Source organism: Rossellomorea aquimaris, from assembly GCF_003315075.1.
Taxonomy (GTDB): Bacteria; Bacillota; Bacilli; order Bacillales; family Bacillaceae_B; genus Rossellomorea; species Rossellomorea aquimaris_C.
Genome location: NZ_QNRJ01000001.1, coordinates 368,822 through 391,348 on the forward strand (window position 1 = coordinate 368,822; position 22,527 = coordinate 391,348).

25 protein-coding genes, 1 pseudogene and 2 riboswitches are annotated in these 22,527 nt (G+C 43.4%); all 26 genes and pseudogenes read right to left on the reverse strand.

Features of this window, described 5'->3' with window-relative positions; genetic code table 11:
• Nucleotides 1–21 precede the first annotated feature (21 nt).
• Nucleotides 22–1,044 carry an inorganic phosphate transporter gene (locus DET59_RS01860; protein WP_113968034.1) on the reverse strand — a complete coding sequence of 341 codons (1,023 nt, stop codon included), beginning with the start codon at nt 1,042–1,044 and terminating at the stop codon, nt 22–24.
• Nucleotides 1,045–1,101: 57 nt separating this feature from the next.
• The gene (locus DET59_RS01865) at nt 1,102–1,800 is read right to left on the reverse strand and encodes a phosphoadenylyl-sulfate reductase (RefSeq protein WP_113967890.1); all 699 of its coding nucleotides are present in this window, start codon (nt 1,798–1,800) and stop codon (nt 1,102–1,104) included.
• Nucleotides 1,801–1,900: 100 nt separating this feature from the next.
• Nucleotides 1,901–2,056 carry a YezD family protein gene (locus DET59_RS01870; RefSeq protein ID WP_113967891.1) on the reverse strand — a complete coding sequence of 52 codons (156 nt, stop codon included), beginning with the start codon at nt 2,054–2,056 and terminating at the stop codon, nt 1,901–1,903.
• An 86-nt stretch (nt 2,057–2,142) separates the two neighbouring features.
• Nucleotides 2,143–2,248: riboswitch (SAM riboswitch) on the reverse strand.
• A gap of 164 nt (nt 2,249–2,412) precedes the next feature.
• Nucleotides 2,413–2,814: a MaoC/PaaZ C-terminal domain-containing protein gene (locus DET59_RS01875; protein WP_113967892.1), complete on the reverse strand. Its 402-nt coding sequence runs from the start codon at nt 2,812–2,814 to the stop codon at nt 2,413–2,415.
• Nucleotides 2,811–3,260, reverse strand: a complete 450-nt coding sequence (locus tag DET59_RS01880; RefSeq protein ID WP_113967893.1) for a MaoC family dehydratase N-terminal domain-containing protein — start codon at nt 3,258–3,260, stop codon at nt 2,811–2,813. Before DET59_RS01880 ends, DET59_RS01875 begins: the two co-directional genes overlap by 4 nt.
• Nucleotides 3,261–3,281: 21 nt before the next feature.
• Nucleotides 3,282–4,040, reverse strand: coding sequence for a 3-oxoacyl-ACP reductase FabG (fabG, locus tag DET59_RS01885; protein ID WP_113967894.1), 759 nt, complete (start codon nt 4,038–4,040; stop codon nt 3,282–3,284).
• 21 nt (nt 4,041–4,061) lie between these two features.
• On the reverse strand, nt 4,062–5,237 hold the full coding sequence (locus DET59_RS01890; RefSeq protein ID WP_113967895.1) for an acyl-CoA dehydrogenase family protein: 1,176 nt from the start codon (nt 5,235–5,237) through the stop codon (nt 4,062–4,064).
• Between the two features lie 45 nt (nt 5,238–5,282).
• Entirely contained in the window at nt 5,283–6,257 is a 975-nt protein-coding gene (locus tag DET59_RS01895; RefSeq protein WP_113967896.1) for a quinone oxidoreductase family protein, read from the reverse strand.
• A gap of 11 nt (nt 6,258–6,268) precedes the next feature.
• Complete coding sequence (locus DET59_RS01900; RefSeq protein ID WP_113967897.1) at nt 6,269–7,045, reverse strand: enoyl-CoA hydratase/isomerase family protein; 777 nt, start codon at nt 7,043–7,045, stop codon at nt 6,269–6,271.
• 23 nt (nt 7,046–7,068) lie between these two features.
• The gene (locus tag DET59_RS01905) at nt 7,069–8,145 is read right to left on the reverse strand and encodes a phosphotransferase family protein (protein WP_113967898.1); all 1,077 of its coding nucleotides are present in this window, start codon (nt 8,143–8,145) and stop codon (nt 7,069–7,071) included.
• A gap of 15 nt (nt 8,146–8,160) precedes the next feature.
• The gene (locus DET59_RS01910; protein WP_113967899.1) at nt 8,161–8,577 is read right to left on the reverse strand and encodes an acyl-CoA thioesterase; all 417 of its coding nucleotides are present in this window, start codon (nt 8,575–8,577) and stop codon (nt 8,161–8,163) included.
• A gap of 78 nt (nt 8,578–8,655) precedes the next feature.
• Nucleotides 8,656–9,222 (reverse strand): TetR/AcrR family transcriptional regulator, encoded by a 567-nt coding sequence (locus DET59_RS01915; RefSeq protein WP_113968035.1) that lies wholly within the window; start codon nt 9,220–9,222, stop codon nt 8,656–8,658.
• 44 nt (nt 9,223–9,266) lie between these two features.
• Nucleotides 9,267–10,865 (reverse strand): long-chain-fatty-acid--CoA ligase, encoded by a 1,599-nt coding sequence (locus DET59_RS01920; protein ID WP_258549534.1) that lies wholly within the window; start codon nt 10,863–10,865, stop codon nt 9,267–9,269.
• A gap of 141 nt (nt 10,866–11,006) precedes the next feature.
• On the reverse strand, nt 11,007–12,236 hold the full coding sequence (locus tag DET59_RS01925; protein WP_113967900.1) for an acyl-CoA dehydrogenase family protein: 1,230 nt from the start codon (nt 12,234–12,236) through the stop codon (nt 11,007–11,009).
• Between the two features lie 46 nt (nt 12,237–12,282).
• The gene (locus DET59_RS01930) at nt 12,283–13,056 is read right to left on the reverse strand and encodes an SDR family oxidoreductase (RefSeq protein ID WP_113967901.1); all 774 of its coding nucleotides are present in this window, start codon (nt 13,054–13,056) and stop codon (nt 12,283–12,285) included.
• Between the two features lie 183 nt (nt 13,057–13,239).
• Complete coding sequence (locus tag DET59_RS01935) at nt 13,240–14,625, reverse strand: L-cystine transporter (RefSeq protein ID WP_113967902.1); 1,386 nt, start codon at nt 14,623–14,625, stop codon at nt 13,240–13,242.
• Nucleotides 14,626–14,969: 344 nt separating this feature from the next.
• A complete protein-coding gene (locus tag DET59_RS01940; protein WP_113968037.1) occupies nt 14,970–15,989 on the reverse strand; it encodes a thiazole biosynthesis adenylyltransferase ThiF in 1,020 nt (339 codons plus the stop codon).
• Nucleotides 15,989–16,753 (reverse strand): thiazole synthase, encoded by a 765-nt coding sequence (locus DET59_RS01945; protein WP_113967903.1) that lies wholly within the window; start codon nt 16,751–16,753, stop codon nt 15,989–15,991. Before DET59_RS01945 ends, DET59_RS01940 begins: the two co-directional genes overlap by 1 nt.
• Nucleotide 16,754: 1 nt before the next feature.
• Nucleotides 16,755–16,958 carry a sulfur carrier protein ThiS gene (thiS, locus tag DET59_RS01950; RefSeq protein ID WP_113967904.1) on the reverse strand — a complete coding sequence of 68 codons (204 nt, stop codon included), beginning with the start codon at nt 16,956–16,958 and terminating at the stop codon, nt 16,755–16,757.
• A 4-nt stretch (nt 16,959–16,962) separates the two neighbouring features.
• The gene (thiO, locus tag DET59_RS01955; RefSeq protein WP_258549535.1) at nt 16,963–18,060 is read right to left on the reverse strand and encodes a glycine oxidase ThiO; all 1,098 of its coding nucleotides are present in this window, start codon (nt 18,058–18,060) and stop codon (nt 16,963–16,965) included.
• Between the two features lies 1 nt (nt 18,061).
• A complete protein-coding gene (locus DET59_RS01960) occupies nt 18,062–18,685 on the reverse strand; it encodes a thiamine phosphate synthase (RefSeq protein WP_113967905.1) in 624 nt (207 codons plus the stop codon).
• The gene (locus DET59_RS01965; RefSeq protein ID WP_113967906.1) at nt 18,675–19,478 is read right to left on the reverse strand and encodes an energy-coupling factor transporter transmembrane component T family protein; all 804 of its coding nucleotides are present in this window, start codon (nt 19,476–19,478) and stop codon (nt 18,675–18,677) included. Before DET59_RS01965 ends, DET59_RS01960 begins: the two co-directional genes overlap by 11 nt.
• Nucleotides 19,475–20,428, reverse strand: a complete 954-nt coding sequence (locus DET59_RS01970; RefSeq protein ID WP_397540910.1) for an ATP-binding cassette domain-containing protein — start codon at nt 20,426–20,428, stop codon at nt 19,475–19,477. Before DET59_RS01970 ends, DET59_RS01965 begins: the two co-directional genes overlap by 4 nt.
• 12 nt (nt 20,429–20,440) lie before the next feature.
• Nucleotides 20,441–20,839: pseudogene (locus DET59_RS22290) on the reverse strand (ABC transporter ATP-binding protein); the annotation flags it as partial.
• A gap of 77 nt (nt 20,840–20,916) precedes the next feature.
• Nucleotides 20,917–21,495, reverse strand: a complete 579-nt coding sequence (locus DET59_RS01975; RefSeq protein ID WP_113967908.1) for an ECF transporter S component — start codon at nt 21,493–21,495, stop codon at nt 20,917–20,919.
• On the reverse strand, nt 21,488–22,186 hold the full coding sequence (gene tenA, locus DET59_RS01980; protein WP_113967909.1) for a thiaminase II: 699 nt from the start codon (nt 22,184–22,186) through the stop codon (nt 21,488–21,490). The genes DET59_RS01975 and tenA overlap by 8 nt, the downstream gene beginning before the upstream one ends.
• Nucleotides 22,187–22,303: 117 nt before the next feature.
• Nucleotides 22,304–22,411, reverse strand: a riboswitch (TPP riboswitch).
• Nucleotides 22,412–22,527: the final 116 nt, after the last annotated feature.

Genomic DNA, 22,527 nt, shown 5'->3' on the forward strand with positions numbered 1-22,527 from the left:
TTGTTTTAATCGGAATTAAGATTAAATTCCGCCTCCGTCTCCGTGAACGGATCGCCTTTCTTCGTTAATCACACGCATGAGGGATAGTGCTCCCACAGTAGCGATAATGACACTTATCGGAACCACGATCGAATACAGATCGCTATCGATCACGAGCTTCACTAAAAAATATGAAATACTGAGTGAAATCAGGGGAGAGACCACCCATATTTTGACGATTTTTTTGACGATTTTCTTTTGCAGCATATGTTTACCGTTCTTCGCCATCCCGAGGCCAATGATCGAGGACGAAGTAACCTGAGTCAGCGGGATCGGTAATCCATACAGTGAGCTCACCATCACAAGGATCGCTCCTGTAGAGGAAATGACAATTCCTTCGGCTTTTGAATAGTGTGTAATTTTTTTCCCGTTGGTTTCCACTACTTTTTTCCCCAGTAAGATCGCTCCGAGGGCAACGAATAAACCACCCAGCCAAATCCCCCGGGAAGGAGACAGTAAACCCGCACCCACCAATGGACCGACGGCGTTGGCTACATTATTCATCCCTGCAGAAAAGGCTTCAAAGAACCCGGCGATGATCAAAAGGTACGCAAGCCACCTTTTTTCAAAATGGTAACCACGCTTTTCAAGTTTTACTATACCTATGCCGAATACCCATGTAACCCCGAAGGCAATGACCGGGACAATCACCCAGAATGACATAATCGTCAATAGTGACTTCACATATAGAACTTGATATGCGACTCCGACGCCTACAACCGCTCCGACCGTAACTTCACTTGTAGACAGCGGAATTCCGATCACATTTGCCAGAAACAAGGATACGGTGGCGGATAACAAAATGATGACCACGATTTTGATGGAGAGTACATGCTGCGGGATAATCCCCGAACTAATGGTTTTAACTACTTCTCCGCCACCCAGAACCGCTCCGCTCAGGACCCCTGCAGCGCAGATCCATAATGAATTCCTGATGTTTTTTATTGCTCCTGCACCATATGCAACCCCCATCGATGCTGCCGCTCCGCTGGCACCAATGTTCATAGCGAAGAACAAACTTATGATCAGGGCGAATATTTCAAGCAAGGGATGTCACCTCTTTTAATGAAGACCGCATTCGGTTTTCCCTTTTCCTTTCCATCTTCCGGAGCGGAGATCATTGATGTCTATGGCTTGCGTTGTACAATGGGAGCATCCGATACTTGGATACCCATGATCATGAAGTGGATTATAGGATAGGTTATGCTTATGGACATACCTCCAAATCTCCTTCCAGGTCCAGTGAATCAAAGGACAAATCTTAACTGATTGGAACTTGTCGTCCTTATTGATGAATTCAACCTGACTTCTTGTAGGTGATTGTTCTCTTCTTAATCCTGAAATCCACGCATTCCCCTTGGATAAGGAATCTTTTAAAGGGTCGAGCTTTCGAATTTGACAGCATTGGTTCGGATTTCGCTCCCACAACTTATCACCATATGTTTCTGCTTGCTCTTCTAGCGTCAATTCAGGCTTTTTCATATCAATGGTGATACCAGGATACTTCTCCTTCACCTTTTCAATCGTTTCGTAGGTTTCTTTGAAATGAACACCTGTATCAAGAAATACTATGGTTGCTTTCGGTTGTACTTTGGTTAGGAGGTCGATTAATACGATCCCTTCTATCCCAAAACTGCATGCATATACGACACTTTTACCATAATGTTCATACGTCCACTCAAGTAAGTTTACCGCTCCTTTATAGACCGGATCAATTTCAAATTGGACAGATGGTTTTTTCCAAGTTTGATAGGTTAACATGATACACCCCTTTCCCGCTCATCCAAACAAAAAGAGGCGATAACAAGATAATAGGGATTTCCTTTATCTGTGTTATGCGCCTCTAGTTTGTCTAGTCAGCTTATTTAATTCGCACTTTCTCGTTTTTCTCCAATTGAATGACTTTACCGTCCTGAACCACAATGGTAATCGACCCAAAACTCATCGTCTTCAACATCGATGTGATCTTCTCGACTACTACATCATACTCTGCTTCTTGATTTTTTTCTTTAGTCACATGATTCCCCCAATTTTCATCTTATCCAGAAAAATCATGAATGAAAAAAACAACTCTCCATTTTGGAAAGTTGTTCAGGTAAGGATACCTTATCTTCCAAAATGACTTCACATTTTGCTGGAATTAGCACCTTACATTACGTAGGTTGCTGGGCTTCGCGGGGCCAGATCCCTCCACCACTCTGGATAAGAGTTATTAATTTTAATATTCTAAATAATATCATATTCTGCAGGGAAGTCAACCCGAGTTTTTCTATCGGATTTAAGTCTTTTGACTTATTTTTCTTTCAAAAGCTTAATACTCTTTATTTCTATTCGTTTTATGAACGCTATAGGACTTTATTTTTACAAGAGTGTTCAAAATAATTGAAACTTTAATTTACCTTCGATTACTTTCTTCTGGTTCTGATTGACAGCAAAAACTTTAAAATGTAAGAGATCATCCTGTTTTTCTGATACTTCCGCTATCAATGTAATGACATCGTCCAAAAAGACCATCCCTTTAAAGCGGACGGTGTACTCTTTGATAAATCCTTCTTCATAATGATCACTAAAAAGCTTGGAGACATTGCCCATTGTCCACATGCCATGAGCAATGACTCCTGGAAGACCCAGTTTATTGGCTTCATCATCGATCGTATGAATGGGGTTATAATCCCCCGATGCTCCTGCATATTTGATTAAGTCGATTCTCGAGACTGGAGATAATTCAACAAGGGGAAGGGTTTCACCTATATTAAGGGATGATAGTTTAGTCATTTTCCCAACCTCTCTCTGACCGCTTCAGTGATAATCACAATCGCCTCGGAGGCGAAAATCCTCTTCCCTCCTGAGTCTTCACCGATGTCTTCGATTACCAGAAAACCAAGTGTTCCACCCGATCCTTTCCGCTCATAATAATCTTTTATCTCCGTATAACACTGAATACATTCCCCAACCTTCAGTGGTCTTTCATAGTGAAAAGTTTGTTCCCCATGAATTAACCCGACGTTCGGTAAATGAAAACCCTCAATCGTTCCATAGTCAAGCACTCTCGGAAAAGTGGGGGGAGCGATATTCCCCCTGTATCTAGAACTCTTTCCTGCTTCTTCATCCACATAAATGGGATGTGGATCACCGATGGCTTCGGCAAACTTACGAACCGCCCCTTTTTCCACACAATTTTCTACGGAAGGTGAGCGTTTACCGATATAAGCTTGAAACATATCCTTCACCTCTTTCTCCCATTAGGCTTTCGGCCCTCCAGCTACGTAGAGGATTTGTCCATTAACGAATGACGAGCTTTCATCCGCAAAAAACGCCACTGCATTCGCTATATCTTCCGGCTGCCCGCTTCTTCCGACAGGAATTCCTTGAAGACTCGCTTCCACCAGTTGTTCAAAGGGTATTCCGATTCGCTTCGCCGTTTCCCTGGTCATTTCCGTTTCGATGAATCCGGGGGCAACTGCATTGGTCGTTATACCCAAAGGACCAAGCTCTATAGCCAAAGTTTTCGTTAAGCCTTGAAGACCCGCTTTAGCCGTGGCGTAATTTGCCTGGCCGCGGTTACCCAGTGCAGAGGTAGACGAAATATTAATCATACGGCCATACCTGTTTTTCACCATATAACCTTGTGCGGCTTTCGCTACGTTAAATGATCCTTTCAAATGCACATCCATGACCGTTTGCCAATCTGTATCGGTCATTTTAAATAGCAGGTTATCCCTTATGACTCCTGCATTGTTGACGACTATATCAACGGAGCCGAAACTTTCATAGACTTCTTTTAGGGCCACTTCTACTTCCTCGGATTCTACTACATTCGCAACTTTTGTATATATTTCATACTCTCTCAATTCCTCACTGACTTCCAAAAGTGCCTCTTCATTTACATCAAGGATGGCAACCCTTGCCCCTTCTTCTGCAAAGAGCTTGGCAATCGCTTTACCGATCCCCCGGCTCCCGCCTGTTACTAAAGCTACTTTTCCTCTGAATCTTTCACCCATTTTCATTACCTCCATATCGCTTTAAACAAATTGGCCCACTTTCACATGCCCTTTTAATAGATTCCTTGAAATGATCAGTTTTTGAATTTCATCCGTACCATCATAAATCCGCCACAATCTTGCTTCACGATACCAGCGTTCAATGGGGAGCTCTCTTGTGTAGCCCATCCCTCCGTGAATTTGAAGGACCCGATCCACTACCCGGTTTCCCATGTTCGATCCGTACAGCTTGGCAATCGAAGCAACATGGCGATTATCTTCTCCTTGATCCAACGTGAATGCTGCATTTAACACAAGCCACCTGGCTGCTTCAATTTCCACGGCAGAGTCAGCGATCTGCCATTGAATCGCCTGTCGATCCGCAATTGGCTTTCCAAATGTCTCTCTTTCCTTTGAATAATCAATAGCCATTTGGAGTAAACGTTCCGCTGCTCCTACTGCTTGTGCCCCAACAATCCAACGTGCGAACCCGATCCATTCCAAGCCCAGATTGTAACCACCATCGATTTCGCCGAGAATATTTTCTTCAGGTACCCGCACGTCATCAAAAAACAGACTGGCCGGTCCCCATTCCCCCATGGTATGAATGTATTCAGATGTCCACCCCATGCTTCGATCGGCAATAAAACAGGTTACTCCGTCCCGACCCGTTTGCCGATGCTTTTCCTTATCGGTCACCGCCATGACCATGACAAAGTCTGCTTCATTTCCTCCTGTGATAAAGGTTTTTTCCCCATTCAACACCCATTCATTTCCATCCTTCACCGCGGTCATCCGAATGTTCTGTGTATCGGATCCTGCTCCCGGTTCCGTCATGGCAAAACAGGACTTTTTCTCTCCGTTTATCGTGGGGATCAAATAGTTCCTCTTCTGTTCTTCGTTTGCATAGTATAGGATGTTGTCTGCGTAACCACCGAAACTGAAAGGCACAAAGGTTTTGGAGATTTCCATATAAACAATGGCCATCATCATTTGCCCGAGATCCGCTCCACCGTATTCTTCTGGTGTATTGATACCCCAGAACCCTGCTTCCTTTGCTTTTAACTGCAGATCTTTTCTTTTTTCCGGGGAAAGACTTGGTTTTCCTTCCCGTTCATTTCTTAGCACTTCATTTTCTAAAGGTATTAGTTCTTTCTCAACAAATTTACGGATGGTTTTTTGGATCATCCTTTGTTCATCTGATAACCGTAAGTTCATCCCGTTTGCCCCCTATTAGATGGATTGTATACTAACTACTCAGTATTATGGCTGCAGGATTACCTTTCCTACCGTTTTTCTTGCTTGCATGAGTGTATGGACCTTAGCTGCTTCTTCTAAAGGAAATACATGACCAACCGTTACTTTCAATTCTCCGGACGCGACATAATGAAAGATTTCATGAAGGGTTTTCTGGGTTAGTTCGGCATCTCTCATGAGAGGAGGGAGGAAGAACCCGATAACAGACTGATTCTTTGCCATCAAAGAAGACGGATAAAATCTGCTCTGTTCCCCGCTTGCTACTCCGTATATGACCATTCTCCCGAAATAGTCGAGACATTTTAACGTCTTATAGAAAACATCACCGCCTGCCATCTCCAATGCCAGGTTTACACCTTTTCCATTTGTGGCTTCCAGAACTTTTGCTTCCCAGCCATCCTGAGTGTAGTTGACTAATACGTCTGCCCCCATGGCCCCTGCAAGACTTAATTTCTCTTCTGTACTGGCCGTGGCGATGATCTTACCTGCACCAAAACGTTTTGCCAGTTGGACGGCAAGCAGTCCAACGCCACCAGCCGCTGCATGAATGAGGACGATTTCTCCCTGCTGCAACCTTCCCAAGGTTTTTAATATATGATAGGCACTTAATCCTTGAACAGGGATGGCGGCCGCTTCTTTGAAATCCAATCCATATGGCAGGGGGATCACCGACCGCTCATCTGTCAGGGCAAATTCTGCATAACCTCCTGAGTCCATCATGGCTACAACCCGGTCTCCTCTTTTCACCCTCGTCACGTCTTCCCCCACTTCTGTTACAATTCCTGCCACTTCGGCACCTGGAATGTATGGCAGAGGGGTTTTCACCACATATTGCCCCTCACGACGAGCCGTATCAGCATAGTTGACTGCAGAGGCCTGTACTTCAATTACGACTTCTTTCCCTCGAGGCAATGGAATATCAATCTCCACATTTTCTAAAACATTGGGACCACCGAACTCTTTGAACTGAATCGCTTTCATTTTAACGCCTCCTATTTTCCTGAAAAAGATGGTCTTCTTTTTTCTTTAAACGCTGAAACTCCCTCGGCATGATCTTCCGTTGAAATCATCAATGTTTGTGTGATTCGTTCCTGTTCAAGTATTTCATCCAATGATGTGGTGAATGAACGATCAATCATTTTCTTCATCATTCCATAGGCTTTACTTGGTCCCAAGGCTAATTCTCTAGCCCAATCAGTTGTTTCCTCTTCAAGTCTTTCAGAAGGAACCATACGGTTTACCACACCTAAGTCATACATTCTTCTTACAGCTACAGGTTCACCTGAAAAGAAGAATTCTTTCGCTAAATGAGAGCCGATGATGCGTGGAAGAAAATACGAACCTCCTCCATCGGAAATAAGACCTACTTTAGAGAAACTTAAAGCAAATTGACTATCTTCTGAAGCGATGATCAAATCGCAGGCAAGGGCTAAATTAAAGCCGGCACCTGCTGCAAAGCCGTGTACCGAGGCGATGACCGGTTTATCTATTTCTTTTATTGCTTTAATGCATGTATTTAATATCCCGATGTGTTCATAGACTTCGGTTGATGTGGCGCTTCCCATCGTTTTCACGTCGCCGCCTGCAGAAAAGGCCCTCCCGGCACCGCGAATCACAACGGCTCTGATTTCCTGATTATGTTCTGCCTGCTCTAGTGCTTCAACGATTCCCGTAAGCATGTTCTCATCAAAGGAATTCAAGCTATCCGGTCTGTTTAATGTCAATGTAAGCACCCGGTCAGTGGTTTCTATTAGTAAAGAGGATTTCATCGTTTTCGTTCATCTCCTTGTCTTTATTCCTGGCGATCGAATGCAGCTTGATTTCCCAGGGTGATCAAAGATTCCGCAAACCGATCAAATTGAGAAAATCGTGAATCTCTGGTTTGCCCCATCTTAAAGCGGTAATAGATTTGTTGCACAATGACTGCGAGCTTAAAGTAAGCAAAAGATAAATAAAAATGGATATGGTTCACGTCCCTTCCGCTTTTCCTGGCATACTCTTCGATAAATTGCCTTCTGGTGTAAAAACCGTCCATAATCGTTACTGGAGGCTTCCCCAGACCGAATTTTAATAACTCGGGATCATCATTTTGTATCCAATACCCCATAGCAACACCTAAATCAGCAAGAGGATCACCAACGGTCGCCATCTCCCAGTCAAATAACCCCACCATGGATTTCAGGTCAGAAGAAAACATGGCATTGTTTAATTTAAAATCATAATGAATGATTGTCGATACAGCATTTCCTGGAACATTCTTTATCAACCACTGTGTCAGCTGATCCACTTCACGAATCTCACTTGTTTTGGCACGCTCGTAACGTTTGATCCATCCGTGTACTTGTCTCTCCATAAAATGTTCGGGCTTACTGATTTCATGAAGAGTTGTTTTTCTGTAATCAATGGAATGAAGTTCCACCAGTTTAGAAACCATTTCCTCCGATATTTCCCTGCAGACATCTGGTGTGACATGGAGATGCGGGGGAAAGGAAGTATCAAACACTTCACCCCTTTTTCGCTCCATGATAAAAAATGGGCTGCCTACGATCCTTTCATCATCAGAGAATACATACGGCTCCGGTGTAACCCCGAATACTGGTTGAATTTCTGCAAGAATCCTATATTCTCTTTTCATATCGTGGGCCTTCGGGGCGACGGGTCCTAATGGAGGACGCCTCAGTACACCTTCCCATTCGCCCATTTTAAGTAGATACGTAAGATTTGAGTGTCCTGCAGAAAATTGTTTAATAGACAGCTCTTCATGAAGGAGGCGAGGGAAATGTTCATTCAAAAAGTTTTTTAGATTGGTGGTATTCAGTTCTTCTCCTTCTCGCACCGATACCGTTTCATACCCTGTTTTTTCAGACATCTTATCCCTCCAACATTAAGAATATTCAGTTTTTAACGGGCGCAAATGAGTGTTTAACTGATTCTTTAACAACTCAGGGATCATTTTGCTTTGCTGCTCAAGAAAATCAAAATAAACGATCACCGCATTCCCTTTTGCAATCAATTGATGAGTGTTCGCACAGGAGATTTCATGTTCTAACTGAAAGCTCTTTGATCCAATTTTTGATAGATAGGTGGTGATCTTTAACTCTTGATTAAAATACCCTTGTGATACAAAATCACATTTGGTTGAAGCCAGAATAAAACGCCAGTCTTTCACATCCATATCAAATCCGAGTGATTGAAAGAATTTAATTCTTGCTTCTTCTAAATAAACAAAATAAGTAGCATTGTTGATATGACCTAATGCATCCGTTTCGCAAAATCTACTCGTTACCGTAATGGTTTCCATTAGCACACCTTCTTCCTCTATAAATACTAACCAGTCGGTATGTTAATTCAAAAGGAAATCCTCTACATGATTTCCCCTTTATTCTGACTCAATCCCTTTTAGTACCATATCGACAAAAGTCCGGGCAATTTCCTGATCGGATTTCGCACCATCAGGTTTATACCATTGATAGCTCCAGTTCATCATACCCAGAATTCCAAAGGCTACAATCGATACGTCAAAGTCCTCATGAAAGTCTCCGTTCTTCCTACCTTCTTTCAGGAGAGTTTCTATATTATAGCGATACATATCCCGCTTAGGCTCAATTGCATCCAGACTTTCCTGACTCAAGTGCCTCATTTCTCTAAAAAACACTTTGGCACTCGGCCCTTGCTCTTTAATATCCAAAATGGAAAGATGGACAATATCATATAGCTTTTCCATGTAGCTCTTCCGATCGTCCCCAAGTACTCTTTCCTGTTTAGATAATAAGCCATCAATATAGCGCATATGAATTTCCCTTAACAGTTCTTCCTTACTGGAAAAATAGTAATAGAATGTTCCTTTCGTTACACCGATGGATTCTACGATGTCCTGGATGGAAGTAACGGTAAACCCTTTTTCATCAAATAAGCGTACAGCATGTTCTGTAAGTTTTTCTTTCATCTGAAATCCTCTCAATCTGCAAATATCACCTGAATTATATCATATTACCTCACACTATCACGCAGAGCTCTTCGCAATATTTTCCCAACACTCGTCTTAGGAAGCTCCTCACGAAACTCAATGATTTTTGGAACCTTGAATGATGACATATTCTCCTGACAGAAATAAACCAATTCCTCTTCAGTTGCCTGTTTCCCTGACTTTAAGACGATCACTGCCTTAACGGTTTCACCTCTATAAGAGTCCGGGACACCAATTACGACCGCTTCCTGTACGCTTGGATGCTCGTAAATGATTTCCTCGACTTCCCGGGGATACACATTGTATCCTGATGCGATGATCATATCTTTCTTTCGGTCCACAATGGAAACATAACCTTCTTCATCCATTCGGGCGATGTCTCCCGTGTATAGCCAGCCATCTCGAAGGGCGTGTGCAGTCTCTTCAGGTAAATTCCAGTAGCCTTTCATGACTTGAGGGCCTCTAATAATGAGTTCGCCAACATCTCCTAAAGGAACCTCCAAAGTGCCGGTTGCTAAATCGACTACCTTATAGTCTGTGGATGGTAATCCAATTCCAACGGTTCCGGGCTTTCTTTCAGCAAAAGCAGGGTTGCAATGAGTCGTTGGTGAAGCCTCTGATAAACCGTATCCCTCTAATATTTTCGCTCCTGTTTTCTTTTCAAATTGATTCAATAACTCTACTGTCATTGGGGCGCTTCCGCTATTACAAATCTTTATTGAATCAATGCCGTACTCTTCTGCCTGCGGATGATTGGTGATCGCCACGTACATAGTCGGAACACCTGGAAACAGGGTGGGCTGCTCGTTCTTAATCGTGGTTAATACTTCGGTCAATTCGAACCTGGGGAGTAAGATCATTTCATTTGCCGAATAGACTGCAAAGTTCATACAGGAATTCATCCCAAATACATGAAAGAACGGAATCACACTCAGGCTTCTTTCTTTCCCTGTTTCGATGCTGTCTTTAAAGAAGAATTGGCTCTGAATGACATTTGAAAGAATGTTTTTATGAGTGAGCATGACTCCCTTGGATGCCCCGGTAGTTCCACCCGTATATTGAAGCACTGCCACATCTTCTTCAGGATTGATCAACACTTGGGATACTTCACCATCCCCCACCCTTAAAAATTCATCAAAGGAGTAGTCCGAAGCGCTGTTTTCCCCCTGGAGGCTGACTACGATAATCGTTTTGATCTCTGTTTCCTGTTGTATGGATTTGACCATAGGATAAAAACGGTCCAATACGACGATTGTCTCTGCCCCCGAGTCGTTAAGCAGATGGATTAATTCCCTCTCAACCGACATCGGATTCACCTGTGTGACAATTCCCCCGGAGGTAAGGATCCCATAATAAGAGATTACATATTGGGGACAGTTCGGAAGCATGATCGCCACTCTGTCTCCTTTCTTCACTCCACTATGTTGAAAGGATGAAGCAAGCATGGTGACGGCACCCTGAAGTTCACCATACGTGATCCGTTTTTGATAAAAGCTGATACATGGATGAGCAGGGAATGAAGTAACGGTTTGTCGAAGCATTTCTGGTATTGAAAAATCCACCACAGGAATTTCAGTTTCAAATGTCTCAGGGTAATGACTGAGCCAAGTTTTAGTTGTCACAAAATCATTCCTTCCATTTCAGATTACTAATGTACCAATTAGGTTTGTACCTTTCCAATACGCCTTAGAGCATTTGATTGAGAGATCGCCGACCATTTCCTCTCATCCTTCTTGTAATCTCTTCATCATCCTACTCTCTTCCTAGCTCTCTACAGGAGAAGGTTTTTCGTGTTTTCTCAATTCCAATTTGGCCAATTGGGCACGGTGTACTTCATCTGGTCCATCAGCAAGCCGCAGTGTACGGGCGTTCGCCCATTGAGCTGCCAACGTGTAGTCATCCGATACACCTGCTGCCCCGAACGCTTGAATGGCCCTGTCAATCACACGTAAAGCCATGGAAGGAGCCACCACTTTAATCATGGCGATTTCCTGTTTAGCTGCTTTATTGCCGACGGTATCCATCATGTAGGCTGCTTTCATCGTGAGAAGACGGGCTTGCTCGATTTCAATCCTTGAGTTCGCAATCCATTCTCTTACGACCCCCTGACCTGCTAATGCCATTCCAAATGCATCACGCCCATGAACACGCTTACATAAATCTTCAAGTGCCCGCTCGGCTGCTCCAATCAATCTCATACAATGATGAATTCGCCCCGGTCCCAACCTTCCTTGTGCGATAGCGAAACCTTTTCCTTCACCCCAGATCATATTATCTAAAGGAACTCTTACATCGGTAAAGGTGATTTCTCCATGTCCATGAGGAGCATGATCGTAACCGAACACAGGGAGCATGCGCTCAATTTTCACACCTGGTGTATTCAGTGGGATGATGATCATTGATTGCTGTTCATGTCGACTCGCTTCTGGATCCGTTTTCCCCATCAAAATGGAAAAGGTGCATCGAGGGTCCCCGGCGCCTGATGACCACCATTTCCTCGCGTTAATGATGTATTCATCTCCATCCCGAATGATACTCGCCTTAATATTCGTTGCATCGGAAGACGCGACATCAGGCTCGGTCATAGAGAAACATGAACGGATATCACCATTTAGAAGCGGGATAAGATACTGTTGTTTTTGGGCGGGAGTCCCGTAACGTTCCAACACTTCCATATTCCCTGTATCAGGAGCATTGCAATTAAACACTTCCGGCCCGATCAGGGATCTCCCCATGATTTCACAAAGAGGGGCGTATTCTACATTATTGAGCCCGGCACCATATTCGCTTTGAGGAAGAAATAGGTTCCATAATCCCCGTTTCTTCGCTTCCGCTTTTAATTCTTCCATGATTGGGGGAACCCCACTCCAACGGGTTTCTTGCTGATTGAGCTGATTTTCATAGAGCGATTCATTCGGGTACACGTATTCTTCCATAAAACGGGAAATTCTATTTTGATATTCTTGTACTTTTGGAGAATAGGAGAAATCCATTACATCCATCCTTTCTTGACCAAAACATGTATGCCTTCGCACTCCGTTACATCGCTGAAGATCCACCGTCTACGACGAGAACTGAACCAGTGACAAAATCAGATGCACGAGCCGCCAGGAAAAGTGCCGCACCTTTTAGATCATCTTCGGTACCGAATCGATTTAATGGTGTGCCGTCTAAAATGGCTTCCCCTGCATGAGACAGAATTCCTTTTGACATTTTTGTTGGAAAGAATCCCGGTGCGATTGCATTCACATGAATCCCGCGGGATCCCCATTTCACGGCTAGATCCTTTGTGAAATTGATGACCGCTGCTTTACTGGTACTATAGCCAATGGCATCCATATACCGTGGGTCTGTACCCTGAAGACCTGCTACGGAAGCGATATTAATGATTTTTCCTTCCTGCTGCTCGAGCATTAATTTCCCCACGGCCTGTGACATAATAAACGTACCATTTACATTCACATTGATCACTTTATGCCAAGCGTCAAGAGGCATTTCTTCTGCTGGCGCCCCCCAGGAAGCTCCGCTGTTATTCACTAAAATATCAATGCGGCCAAACACCTTCTTCGCTTCGTCCACCACACGCTGTACGTCTTCAGGATTAGTGACATCACACTTCAATGCCAGTGATTGGACACCTATTTCTTCTAATTCCTTCTTCACGTTTTCACATGCTTCAACGTTTCTCGAGCATACTACAACGTTTGCCCCCGCTTCAGCAAACCCTGTCGCGATTTGTCTTCCGAGCCCCCTGCCTCCTCCAGTCACAAGGGCAACTTTACCTGATAAATCAAATAATTCATCCACATGCATATTCGTGCCTCCTCATCTTTACAGCATTTCATTTACACACCTCAAGATACTAACCGGTTGGTATGTTTAATTCTATAGTAAAGAATATAGTCTGAATTTTCAATCATAAACACTGGAAATAATTGAATTTATTTTCAAACAAAAGAAAAACCGGCTCATCCACGAATGAGCCAGCCCACTTGTTTAAGCTTCTGCTTCAATGATTTCTTTGTTATACGTTTCGCTATCCAAGTCCCCTGTCACTTTACTTGTTATGATTCCCGATGTCATCGCACCACTTACATTTACTGCTGTTCGCCCCATGTCAATCAAAGGTTCAACAGAAATCAATAGACCGGCTAACGCTACTGGAAGATCCAAGGCGGATAAAACAAGGATAGCCGCAAATGTAGCTCCGCCTCCTACGCCTGCAACACCGAAGGAGCTGATGGCCACCACCACGATGAGCGTAAGAATAAAGGAAGGGGTTAATGGATTGATCCCGACAGTCGGTGCAATCATCACTGCAAGCATGGCAGGATACACACCAGCACAACCGTTCTGTCCGATGGATAACCCGAATGATCCCGAGAAGTTGGCAATCCCTTCTGAAACCCCCAATTTATTCTTTTGTGTTTGAATGTTAAGTGGCAGTGTTCCGGCACTGGATCTCGATGTAAAAGCAAATGCTAATACAGGAAATACTTTTTTCATGTAAGTGACCGGATTTAAGCCTAGAAGAGTAAGCATGATTAAGTGAATGGCAAACATGATAATCAAGGCCACATAAGATGCTCCGACAAATTCTCCAAGCTTCATGATGCTATCAAAATTACTTAATGCCACTGTTTTAGCCATGATGGCCAACACACCGAATGGAGTGAGTCGTAACACCAAAGTCACAATTCTCATCACTACAGCATAGACGGATTCAACGATCTTTTTGAAGAATTCAGCAGCCTCAGGCTCTTTGCGCTGAGCACCCAAGTAAGCGATACCGATGAAAGCTGCGAAAATCACGACAGCGATCGTCGAGGTTGCTCTTTGTCCCGTAAAGTCAAGGAACGGATTCGCAGGCAAAAGCTCGAGAATTTTTTGGGGATAACTCTGACCTTCTAAAGCTGTTGCTCTCTCCTCTAATTGCACACCCCTTGCCGCTTCTGCCTCTCCTTGATCAATCTGGATCGCTTCCAAGTCAAAAGCCACGGTCGTAGCAATTCCGACAGCTGCAGCAACGGCTGTTGTACCTACCAGCAATCCAATGATCAATACAGAGATCTTTCCTAAATTATGAGAACGTTTTAATTTAGTGAAGGCTGAAATAATCGAGACAAACACTAAAGGCATGACAATCATTTGCAGTAGTTTAATATAGCCGGTTCCGACGATGTTAAACCATTCAATCGATTGTGTGACATTTTCATCCCCGGCTTCATATACCCACTGTAATCCAAGACCAAATAATATTCCGAGCCCCAGAGCGGTAAACACTCGTTTTGAAAACGAAACATTTTTCTTTTGCATATAAAGTAATACGCCAATGAGAACAAGAAACACCAAAATGTTTAACAAAACAAACCAGACATTCATTCTTACCCCTCCCTCTTATCGTTGATGATGATACAAGTTAGACCGAGGTCTACTGTATAGTATGATGAGGGAGTGAGAGATATGTTGCAGTAGTCGTTTAATTTTTTTATTGTGCATCCATTACAATCGTAAAAGCTTTTGTTGGACAGCTCGGGCTAAGTTCTCCGTTCGAAACGGGTGTTTTGCAATCGCAGAAATGACTGCGACACCGTCCGCACCTGCTTCCGATACTTGAGAAGCATTACTTCCCTTGACTCAACAACTAACCTGGCTTCATTCACGTCATGAGAGGAGACACCAAGTATTCTATTTCCTATCTTCCGACGGACTTTTCCCTCCTCCCTCTATCCCAAATATCGATGATAAACCGATTTTGCTTCCCTAATATCTTTTGTTCCGTGAATGAGAGTACGCCCATCACGGAAGAGTACGATTCGATAAGATTCAACCTCGAATGAAATCAAATATGGATTTCTAACCACTTGTTTTCCCTGAATTTCCAACAATTTCGATTGTTCAATAAGATCGATGTCATGTTGTGAAACTGGACGGATCTGAACTGAATCCCTTCCACAAAGGACGGCAGTTTTGGTTTGATTTTCGTACTTCAGACTGGGGAATGTCCGATGTTCTCCGCATGAAGGGCATCCATCCCTTTTCAGCTTGCTCACATCCAGGGTAGTATGCTCATTTTTCCATAAATCAAAAGAGACCACTTTATGACCCAGTGCCTTCACGTCTTCTACCAGTATCTTTAATGCTTCAGTCGTTTGATAGGCCACAACCGTGGATACGGCAGGACTGATGATCCCTGCTGTATCACAGGTCATTCCACCGATCGGAACAGTGTCGATCAAACATTGAAGACAGGGAGTGATACCGGGAAGAATGGTGAATGATATTCCATAACTCCCGACACAAGCACCATAAATCCAAGGAATGGAATATTTTTGAGAGATATCATTTATGATCATTCTCGTATCAAAATTATCCGTTGCATCGATGATTAGATCTACGTCCCTGGCAAGTGTCAACATCTCTTCTGGCATGGCATCCAGTATATGCTCTTCAATATTTACAGTTGAGTTAATTGCTTGGAGTCTTTTTTTTGCTGCTACAGCTTTTGGAATTCGATTTCTTGCATCTTCCTCGTTATAGAGCTGTTGACGATGCAGATTGCTCCATTCTACATAATCACGATCCACGATCGTCAACTTACCGATACCTGCACGCACAAGGGCCTCTGCATTTCCTGTTCCCAGTGCTCCTGCCCCGATCAACAACACATGTTTATCTCTTATTAACTTCTGTCCTTCTATTCCGATGGGGGAAAACAGCCTTTGTCTTGAATATCTATCATCTATCAAACACTCATCCCCTCCATCGGGCTGCTTGCTGTTGCATAACGTTTCTTCGGAATTCTTCCAGCCTCATATCCGAAGCGTCCCCCTTCAACCGCAAGCCTCATAGCATTCGCCATCATAACCGGATCATTAGCCGAAGAGACGGCTGTATTGAGCAATACAGCGTCAGCCCCGAGTTCCATTGCAAGAGCTGCATCTGAAGGAGAACCAATTCCGGCATCCACAATGACAGGTACCTTGGCTTGTTCAATAATGAAGCGAAGATTGACTGGATTGATGATTCCCTGTCCAGATCCTATAGGGGAAGCGCCCGGCATGATGGCATGTGCCCCTAACTCTTCTAATCTTCTGGCAAGAACCACATCGTCAGACGTATAAGGAAGCACTGTAAAGCCTTCTTTTATTAGTTCTTCTGTTGCTTTCAGTGTTTCGACGGGATCGGGCAGCAGCGTTTTATCACATCCGATCACTTCTACCTTAATCATGTCACAGAGCCCTGAAGCTCTCGCTAATTGTGCATGTCGAACCGCTTCCTGAGCACATTTAGCCCCTGCTGTATTCGGTAATAACGAATAGTTTTCAAGATTCAGTTTTTCTAAGAAATTAGGTTGGCTAGGCTCAAAGATATTCATGCGCCTTACCGTGAACGTAAGAATTTCTGCACCGGAAACCTCGACAGCTCTTTTCTGAATATCAAGATCAGGATATTTTCCCGTTCCCAGTAAAAGTCTTGAATGAAAAGTGTACTTTCCGATTTTCAACATTTCAACCGCCTCCTACAAATTGGACTAACTCTATGTTGTCCCCATTTTTCACCTTGGTGATCTCATGCTCCTGTTTTTCAAGGATGGTTTGGTTCTGTTCAACGATGATCATTCGGTTTTCCAGGTTAAAATGATGAATCAATTCCACTACTGTTGAAATTGATTCCGGCACCGTGACCAGCTGGCCGTTGATTCGTAATTCCATCTTCTCAACTCCTCTCGTATTCATTTATTGAATGAGTATCCTTCCCTTCAATAACGTCTGCCATCATCACTCCTGTTATTGGAGCGAGGAGGATGCCATTACGGTAATGCCCCGTTGCAATGGACAGACCGTCCCATTCTTCACTTCTCCCCATAAATGGGAATCCTTGATAAGTCTGAGGACGTATGCCGGCCCAAGCCTTTTCCCACTCGGCGTAAGCTAAATCAGGCAGTATGCTTGTCGCCAGCTGCATGAGGTTTAATAAACCATCTACGGAAATAGTTTCATCAAAGGTATGGGGCTTCTCTGTTGCCCCTATCAAAAGCCTTCCACCAATTTTCGGAACAATGTAGCAGTCATCCGTAAAAATTGTACGCTCTACCACTTTGCGGGATACTTTAACTGAAAAGCATTCTCCTTTGACTGGATACGTATCGAAAGTCATATTCAGCTGTTTCAGTAGAGATTGACTCCAAGCACCTCCCGCTACGATCGTTTCGTCTGCGTAAAAGGGACCAATAGTTGTTTGGATCCCCGTAATCCTGCTTCCTTCTATAATAAAATCATAAACGTCCGTAAATTCCTTTATCTCTGCACCTAATCTCGATGCTGCCAAACCTAACGCTTGAGTAAGCTTTAGGGCTGAGACATTTCCATCTTTCGGAATATATAAACCACCAGCCACAACCTTTGATAGATGAGGTTCGTAGATAGAGAGGCTTCCAGGAGACAACCATTCAACCTGTTCCTCCTTTGCTGCTATAGATGCAACTTCCAGTAAGTCCTTGGCTTCTTCCTCTGTTTTCGCTAGTTTAATCATTCCATTTTCTACATACTCAATGGCCATTCCGCTAATTTCTTTGAGTTCCTCAGCTAGAGTAGAATACATATTCCGGCTGGCCATCGCTAAATGATACAGAGGACTCCCCCCATGTAATTCTGTTTGAACGCCAAGCATGCCTGCGGCGGCTTTCGACGCTTTTCCCGCCAATTGATTCCTTTCAATCAGGAGAACTTTCTTTCCTCTTTTGGATAACTGATACGCAATCGAGCAGCCAATAACCCCTCCACCCACAATCATGACGTCATACAGCTTGACCAAGCTACCTCACCTCCATATGTACTTCTTTATAATAGGATCGGGCTGAATCTAATGGATCTTTTGAAAGGAAAATACCTGATAAAATTGCAACTCCTCTTGCCCCTGTTCGCATGACCTCTCCTACACGATCAGGTGTGACCCCACCGATAGCGATAGTAGGAACAGGGATGGATCGAACCATTTTTTCTAAGCTTGCTACTCCCACACCAGTCTTTCCCGGTTTCGAAGAGGTAGCATAGATATTTCCATAGAGTAGATAATCCGCTCCGTTTTCCATTGCCTGTTGTGCTTCTTCCAGGGAATGTACAGAAGCTCCTATCTGCAAGGAAGGAAAAGCACTTTTCACTAAGCTGATATCCGCACTTTGATGGCCAAGCTGCACCCCTCTTACACGCTTCATAAAGGCAATGTCTGCCCGGTCATTGACACATAATTTTGTTAATGGGACTCCTGCTGCTAATAGTCGATCAATGGCCACAGCCATTTCTTTCCCCGACCACTGCTTTTCACGAAGATGGAGCATGTCGATATATGGATATATGGATTTCGAGATTTTCACTAATTCTTCCACTGATTGTATTCCTGTTGAAATCACATGTAATTGTTTTCTCGTTTCAATTCCCATGGCGAACATCTCCCGTCGGAAAAATGGGTAGATGGATAGAAGAATAATAACTGAGCACAACCATGAAGAGAATGCTCCCCAAAAAATATCCATCATATTTCGAAAAGGTTTCCCTGTAGTAATAGGTTCGGTTTCCACTTCCTTTGAAACCCTTTGTTTCCATGGCCACGGCAATTCTGTGCGCTCTTCTGATGCTCTGGGCAAGCAGGGGAATGGAATACGATTTCATTTTATGGAATAAGTTCTTTATTCCTCTCCGTTCTTCAACTCCCCTGACTTTCATGGCGTTTCGTATCGTGAAGTATTCTTCAATCATAATGGGTATTAATCTGAATCCGGCCATAAAGCTATACGCATACTTAGGTTTTAATTGCAGCTGCTGCATGAGGGAGTAGAAAAGCTTCACCGGTCTCGTTGTAAGAGCGAATAATAATCCCAATATAGCGAATACGATGGTACGCAATCCAACATGGATCCCCCGATAAAAACTTTCTTCGGTAATGTGGATCAAATCGAATTTCATCCATGTTGTTTCACCTTTCCCAAATAAAATCATTGATGAAGCTGTAGAGATGAAAACAAGGAAAAAAGGTAGAATCATTAAACTGACCGTTCTATATGAATATCCTGAGAACACCGATAACAGGAGAAAAAAGAGTAAGCTCAAATATAACAACCAGTTAAGATAATGAATAAAAAGCAGGAATACAAAAAGCCCGATCAAGGTCATTAGCTTGAAGCTGGGATTTATTTGATGAAGCCAGGTTTCTCTATGCTTGAGTACTATATTCATATTGCTTTACTACCTGCAATCTCATTATAGAAATCCTGGGTAAGACGCCCATTTTCAATTACCCATACTCTGGATGCAAAGTGAGTAATGATCTTTTCATCATGTGTCACCATCAAAATGGTAGATCCTTCTTTTTGATAGTCTCGAAGCATCTCAAGTAACGCAAACGTATTTTGGGAATCCTGGCCAAAGGTCGGTTCGTCCAGTAATAGAATATCTTTATTCCTGACAAGGGACGCTGCGACGCTTAATCTGCGCTTTTGCCCCATGGATAAATGATAGGGATGATGATGATTGTATGAATCAAGCTTGAATCGCTTCAATAGTGCATGCACCTTTTTCTCCACTATACCTTCATCCACTTTCCCACGCCGAAAGGTATACGCAACTTCATCAAACACACTGTTTGTTACAAACTGAAACTCGGGATTTTGAAAAACAAACGTACATTCCTCTGGAACATTCTTTCCTTTTACCTGACTTCCATATAATTCATACGTCCCGGTCGTTTGGATGAATTTCATGAGACTGTGGAGTAATGTTGATTTCCCGGCTCCGTTCTTTCCGGTGATTGCAATCCATTCACCTTTAAGGATGACGGCATTTTCAACGTGGATCTTCACCTCTTTTTGTATATACCCTTTAAAGTTCTCCAGCTTTAAATTCGTTTCTCCAAACTGGGCAACCTTCTGCGGAGGGTGGGAAGAAAGATAGTCATTCCACGCTTCCGGATACCATACCCCGACTAATTTCAATGTTTCCTTGAAATTTGATAAAATGTGAGCCTTTGGTCCATCAGCCACTATCCTTCCATTAGCATCGAAAAGAATAATACGGTCAATGATCTCCAGTACGTGACTCAGCTTATGCTCAACGATAAGTAACGTTTTATCTTCACATGTCGTTTTCACTGTTTCCCATACAGATTTTGTACTCTCTTCATCCAACATGGCTGTAGGCTCATCCAGAAATAGCGTGTGGGGATGGAGCGCAAGGGCAGAAGCAATGGCCAGCTTTTGCTTCATCCCCCCTGATAGAGAGGAGATTTTTGTATGGGAATCCCCCAGACTTAAATTCACCTTCTCTAACAGTTCTTTAATTTCCCCTGGCATTTCGTCTCTTGGAATTTGGTTGTTCTCCAAAACAAAGGCAATTTCCTCATCAACATACGGCATACAAAATTGAGCATCCGGATCTTGAAAGACATACCCGAAAGATTCAGGACGCTCAATCGAGTTAGCTTTCATCGGTACATCTATCAAATGGGGTATGACACCGGATAAAACCTGGAGGAGTGTGGATTTTCCACAACCAGAAGGCCCGAGCAGCAATACCTTTTCCCCGTCTTCTATCGTAAGGCTTACGTCTTTAAACATCAGTTTATCTGAACCGGAAAATGTAAGGCGCAGATTTTCAACATGCATCGTCATTCCCTCCTTTACTGATTCAGGGCATCATAATCTTTTTGGTCTGCACGTCTGACCAAACTGGTTACCCCCGTTTTCTCCAGAGCCTTAACGAGATAAAAGGCACCTATGCCTGCTATCACGATGGATCCTATCAATCTGGCACCAATAAATAGAGATAAATTCCACAAAACCAGGTCTCCCATGTATCCCTTAAAGTAGTCCATCAGGATTGAGCCAATTGATGAGCCCACAGCTGCTGTACAAATGATGATGACATCAAAGCGCTTATAGCGGGAGAAAAGGAAAATCAACTCTGCAAACAAACCTTGAATCAGACCGAATAGGAGTACCTCCAGACCCCATTCACTTCCCATAAGAAATTCCCCTGAGGAGGCGGCAACCTCTGCCAGAAGCGCGACGCCAGGTTTCCGAATGATTAAAAAAGCCACGGTTGCCGCCATGAACCACATGCCATAGATAAGTTGATCAGCATGCAATCCAAATGGCTTTAACAGGTTGTAAACCGGTCCCCAAAGCTTATAAATAATTCCAAAACCTATGGAGATCACGACCGTTACTAAAATGTCCGTCAGCTTTAATTTAGACATGCATTCTACCTTCTTTGCCCAGAGATGACTGAAACGGCCACTGCTCCAGTGTGTATGCCATTTCCCAAAACTGTAATTCATAAATGCTGCTCAAAATGAAATTCTCTTTCATTCTTTCCTTATCTGTTTCTGTCATCGTTTCTGCCAATCCATCAAGTCGCTGAATCTGTTCTTCCACTAACTCCCGAAACCATTCTCCACCATAAGCTGCGATCCACTCTTGATAAATACCTTCCTCAGGTGTACATAATTTCAAGCGCTCACCGATCTCATAATAAAGCCAGTAGCAGGGGAGTATTGCCGCCAGAATATCGGCCAGACCTCCATACCGTGCGGAACGATACATATGCGACGTGTAGGCATAAGCCGTAGGAGCAGGTTTGAATTGCTGTTTTTCTTCTTCCGTAATCCCTAAACGGTTTGAGAAATTTTCATGAAGGGAAAGCTCCGCTTCATTTGTCCCCACTGCGTGCGTTGCCATTCTCGATGTAGTATGTAAGTCTGTGGCTTTGGCTGCCCCAAGTGCCTGCACCTTTGAAAAGTGTGAGAGGTAATAGGCATCCTGGAGAATGTAGTACCTGAAGTTTTCAAGGGGGAGGGTTCCATCCCCGATTCCTTTAACGAAAGGATGGTTGAAACTCGCATCCCAAATTTCCTTCACTTCGTTTCTTAAGAGCGTTGTAAATGACATGGTATTTTTCTCCTTTTCCAGACGACCCGAAATGGGCAACAAAAAAAGCCACTTTCATTATGCATACCGCATACAGAAAGTGGCTTGAGATCAGTTTGGTAGAATTCGATTCTATGTGACCGTCAAACACCACTTCCCTACGCTGGTCTCAACCAGATCAGGTTCAAAGGGTCTTAAAGTCACACTTTAATCTCAGCCTTTTAGAAGGCACCCCTAGTGGGTCGTCCTATGAAATTTTGTATTCGATGTTATCGTACCACGATTCTTTTACTTGTCAACACCAAAAAGAAAACCTTTCATCATTTTTCCATTTTTCCTTTCCATACCAAACCAATCATAGC

Bases quoted from the DNA above. Each gene is read 5' to 3' on its own strand.
- DET59_RS01860 (WP_113968034.1), bottom strand. From the start codon at position 1,044: ATGAACATTGGTGCCAGCGGAGCGGCAGCATCGATGGGGGTTGCATAT.
- DET59_RS01865 (WP_113967890.1), bottom strand. From the start codon at position 1,800: ATGTTAACCTATCAAACTTGGAAAAAACCATCTGTCCAATTTGAAATT.
- DET59_RS01875 (WP_113967892.1), bottom strand. From the start codon at position 2,814: ATGACTAAACTATCATCCCTTAATATAGGTGAAACCCTTCCCCTTGTT.
- DET59_RS01880 (WP_113967893.1), bottom strand. From the start codon at position 3,260: ATGTTTCAAGCTTATATCGGTAAACGCTCACCTTCCGTAGAAAATTGT.
- fabG (WP_113967894.1), bottom strand. From the start codon at position 4,040: ATGGGTGAAAGATTCAGAGGAAAAGTAGCTTTAGTAACAGGCGGGAGC.
- DET59_RS01890 (WP_113967895.1), bottom strand. From the start codon at position 5,237: ATGAACTTACGGTTATCAGATGAACAAAGGATGATCCAAAAAACCATC.
- DET59_RS01895 (WP_113967896.1), bottom strand. From the start codon at position 6,257: ATGAAAGCGATTCAGTTCAAAGAGTTCGGTGGTCCCAATGTTTTAGAA.
- DET59_RS01900 (WP_113967897.1), bottom strand. From the start codon at position 7,045: ATGAAATCCTCTTTACTAATAGAAACCACTGACCGGGTGCTTACATTG.
- DET59_RS01905 (WP_113967898.1), bottom strand. From the start codon at position 8,145: ATGTCTGAAAAAACAGGGTATGAAACGGTATCGGTGCGAGAAGGAGAA.
- DET59_RS01910 (WP_113967899.1), bottom strand. From the start codon at position 8,577: ATGGAAACCATTACGGTAACGAGTAGATTTTGCGAAACGGATGCATTA.
- DET59_RS01915 (WP_113968035.1), bottom strand. From the start codon at position 9,222: ATGAAAGAAAAACTTACAGAACATGCTGTACGCTTATTTGATGAAAAA.
- DET59_RS01925 (WP_113967900.1), bottom strand. From the start codon at position 12,236: ATGGATTTCTCCTATTCTCCAAAAGTACAAGAATATCAAAATAGAATT.
- DET59_RS01930 (WP_113967901.1), bottom strand. From the start codon at position 13,056: ATGCATGTGGATGAATTATTTGATTTATCAGGTAAAGTTGCCCTTGTG.
- DET59_RS01935 (WP_113967902.1), bottom strand. From the start codon at position 14,625: ATGAATGTCTGGTTTGTTTTGTTAAACATTTTGGTGTTTCTTGTTCTC.
- DET59_RS01945 (WP_113967903.1), bottom strand. From the start codon at position 16,753: ATGTTGAAAATCGGAAAGTACACTTTTCATTCAAGACTTTTACTGGGA.
- thiS (WP_113967904.1), bottom strand. From the start codon at position 16,958: ATGGAATTACGAATCAACGGCCAGCTGGTCACGGTGCCGGAATCAATT.
- DET59_RS01960 (WP_113967905.1), bottom strand. From the start codon at position 18,685: ATGGGAATTGAAACGAGAAAACAATTACATGTGATTTCAACAGGAATA.
- DET59_RS01965 (WP_113967906.1), bottom strand. From the start codon at position 19,478: ATGAATATAGTACTCAAGCATAGAGAAACCTGGCTTCATCAAATAAAT.
- DET59_RS01970 (WP_397540910.1), bottom strand. From the start codon at position 20,428: ATGTTGGATGAAGAGAGTACAAAATCTGTATGGGAAACAGTGAAAACG.
- DET59_RS01975 (WP_113967908.1), bottom strand. From the start codon at position 21,495: ATGTCTAAATTAAAGCTGACGGACATTTTAGTAACGGTCGTGATCTCC.
- tenA (WP_113967909.1), bottom strand. From the start codon at position 22,186: ATGTCATTTACAACGCTCTTAAGAAACGAAGTGAAGGAAATTTGGGAT.